The 2724-nt window shown below is 58.0% G+C and carries 3 protein-coding genes and 1 pseudogene; 3 read left to right on the top strand and 1 reads right to left on the bottom strand.

Features of this window, described 5'->3' with window-relative positions:
- The 3 genes and pseudogenes from F6S12_RS31030 to F6S12_RS31020 all read left to right on the top strand — a co-directional run.
- Positions 1-323, top strand: a pseudogene (locus F6S12_RS31030) (sel1 repeat family protein); the annotation flags it as partial.
- Between the two features lie 55 nt (positions 324-378).
- Positions 379-642, top strand: coding sequence for a CopG family ribbon-helix-helix protein (locus F6S12_RS31025; protein WP_123473924.1), 264 nt, complete (start codon positions 379-381; stop codon positions 640-642).
- Complete coding sequence (locus tag F6S12_RS31020; protein WP_053156352.1) at positions 639-917, top strand: type II toxin-antitoxin system RelE/ParE family toxin; 279 nt, start codon at positions 639-641, stop codon at positions 915-917. The genes F6S12_RS31025 and F6S12_RS31020 overlap by 4 nt, the downstream gene beginning before the upstream one ends.
- Before the next feature lie 70 nt (positions 918-987).
- Here F6S12_RS31020 and F6S12_RS31015 read toward each other — a convergent pair whose 3' ends face one another.
- The gene (locus F6S12_RS31015; protein ID WP_015634137.1) at positions 988-2151 is read right to left on the bottom strand and encodes a type III PLP-dependent enzyme; all 1164 of its coding nucleotides are present in this window, start codon (positions 2149-2151) and stop codon (positions 988-990) included.
- Positions 2152-2724: the final 573 nt, after the last annotated feature.

Raw genomic sequence — 2724 nt, 5'->3', positions numbered from 1 at the left:
GGCGCTACCTGGAGGAGGGGCTGGTGTGCCAGGCCGACCTTGAAGCGGCGCGGGACTGGTACCGGCGCTCGGCCGAAGGCGGGGATTTTCGCGGGCAGTTCAGCCATGCGGCGGTGCTGGCCGATGCCGGGCGTATCGACGAAGCCGTGGCGTGGCTGCAACGGGCTCTGGCCGGTGGCAACCTGAATTTCCTCCGGGTGGCATGCGCTGCGCTGCTCAAGGCCACGCACCCCGAGATTCGCGACCTGGCCCAGGCCTATCAGCGGCGCGCAGCGCAATTGGGTGACGAACGGGATGGAGAGCGGCTTGCTGTGTTGTCTTAAATCACTATGATTCAAAGCTAATCGCTTTTAATCATTCTGATGCAGGTCTTGCCTCATGCCCGCGACAAAAGTACTGACCGCTCACATTCCATTGGACCTGGCTGATAAGGTCGATCAACTTGCTTCTCGCCTGGAACGCTCCCGGGCCTGGGTCGTGAAGCAGGCGTTGGTGGCCTGGGTTGACCAGGAAGAAGAGCGCTGTCGACTGACGCTTGAGGCCTTGGCAGATGTCGATGCTGGAAGGGTTGTCGATCATCAGTCAGTGTTGGCTTGGGCGCAGAGTCTGTCTGGCGACAACCCTCTGCCCTTACCAAAATGAGACAGCTGAAATGGACGAGCAAGGCCCTATCCGATCTGGCTCGGCTTTTTGAGTTTCTCGCCCAGGTCAATCGTTCTACTGCTGCTCGGACCGTGCAATCGCTGGTGCAGGCTCCAGATGCTCTTCTATCTAACCCACGATTGGGAGAGCAGTTGGAGGAATTCAAGCCGAGGGATGTTCGACGATTGCTGGTGGGGCATTACGAGATGCGTTATGAGATTCAAGGCATGGCCTTGTCCATCCTGAGTATTTGGCATGTCCGGGAAGATCGTTGAATCACTGAACCGCGCGCACAAAAAAGCCCATGACAAGTCATGGGCTTTTTCTTGCAGCTAGCTGCCGTCTTTAAACGTAGAAGGCCTTCAGCGGCGGGAAGCCGTTGAATTCCACCGCGCTGTAGCTGGTGGTGTAGGCGCCGGTGGACAGCCAGTACAGGCGGTCGCCGATGGCCAGGTTCAGTGGCAGGCCGTACTTGTAGTTTTCGTACATGATGTCGGCGCTGTCGCAGGTCGGGCCGGCGATCACCACTTCTTCCACTTCACCTTTCTTCTCGGTCCAGATCGGGAACTTGATGGACTCGTCCATGGTTTCGATCAGGCCGGAGAACTTGCCCACGTCGGTGTACACCCAGCGCTCGACGGCGGTGCGGGATTTGCGCGCCACCAGTACTACTTCGCTGACCAGGATGCCGGCGTTGGCGATCAGCGAACGGCCTGGCTCCAGGATGATTTCCGGCAGGTCGTCGCCGAAGTCTTCCTTGAGGAAGCGGATGATTTCCTCGGCATAGGTTTCCAGGCTGTTGGTGCGGGTGATGTAGTTGGCCGGGAAGCCGCCACCCATGTTGATCAGCTTCAGCTCGATACCGTCTTCTTCCTTGAGGCGCTCGAAGATCACCTTGACCTTGGCAATGGCGGCGTCCCAGACGCTGATGTCGCGCTGTTGCGAACCCACGTGGAACGACACACCGTAAGGCACCAGGCCCAGGTCGCGAGCGAGGATCAGCAGGTCCATGGCCATGTCGGTCTGGCAGCCGAACTTGCGCGACAGCGGCCAGTCGGCGGTGGTGGAGCCTTCGGTGAGAATGCGCACGTAGACTTTCGAACCCGGTGCGGCCTTGGCGATGTTGCGCAGGTCGGCCTCGGAGTCGGTGGCGTACAGGCGCACGCCCTTGTCATAGAAGTAGCGGATGTCCTTGGACTTCTTGATGGTGTTGCCGTAGCTGATGTTGGCCGGGTTGACGCCGCGGCCCAGCACCTTGTCCAGCTCGTAGATCGAAGCGATGTCGAAGCTGGAGCCTTTTTCGTGCAGCAGGTCGATGATCTCGACGGCCGGGTTGGCCTTGACCGCGTAGTAGACCTTGGCGAATTCGAAACCGGCGCGCAGGTCGTCGTAGGCCTGGGAGATCATCTGGGTGTCGATGACCACGAACGGGGTTTCTTGCTGGTCGGCGAAAGACTTCATTTTCTGAAAGGTTTCGCGCGCGAAATAGTCTTCGACGTTAATCGACATGCGTTGGGAACTCCTACTGGCAAACGTTGGTAATCAATGGGTTTAAGGACATGTCATTGATGACAGTGCCTTGTGAACGTCCTCCGTATCCCCACTTTGGTTCGCCTACTTCCCAAGGCATGTCGCCGAAAGCAAAAAGGCCATGGGAAATCTGCCCTTGGCCTTGCTGTCTCGTCGTCAGTACTTGAGCCGGATGGATCGTTTCCAGCATGGACGTTCGGCGCGAACTTTAGGCGGTGAGGGGGCTGAGATCAACAAAAAATGTCGCGTTTTTGCACTTGTCTGACGTGCGTTATCGACACCTCTCTTTGTAGCCGACACAGATGACGGACAGATGTTCCCGAAGAATTCTCGAGTGTTAAAAATACCTGCACGTTCGACGCTTTTGCGTGCCAAGTAGCTGGGAAGTATGAAAGCGTCAACATCGGCGACGTTAGCGGCGAGAGGGCGGTTTGAGGGGGATTTTGGCTGTTTCGGAGGAGGGCGCCGGACAGCTCTGACCGGGGCGGCTGTTGATATTTTTTTCCGGCGTGTGGGTGGGTCAAAAACACCTGGTGGCGAGGGCGCTTGCTC

Origin of the sequence: Pseudomonas sp. JV245A (genome assembly GCF_032424515.1) — a bacterium.
Lineage (GTDB): Bacteria > Pseudomonadota > Gammaproteobacteria > Pseudomonadales > Pseudomonadaceae > Aquipseudomonas > Aquipseudomonas protegens.
Note: the sequence above shows the minus strand (reverse complement) of the source record. Positions and strands in the feature narration are given on the sequence as shown.

What these genes read in the sequence shown, in the direction of transcription:
- F6S12_RS31025 (WP_123473924.1), top strand. Translation starts at nt 379, where the DNA reads ATGCCCGCGACAAAAGTACTGACCGCTCACATTCCATTGGACCTGGCT.
- F6S12_RS31020 (WP_053156352.1), top strand. Translation starts at nt 639, where the DNA reads ATGAGACAGCTGAAATGGACGAGCAAGGCCCTATCCGATCTGGCTCGG.
- F6S12_RS31015 (WP_015634137.1), bottom strand. Translation starts at nt 2,151, where the DNA reads ATGTCGATTAACGTCGAAGACTATTTCGCGCGCGAAACCTTTCAGAAA.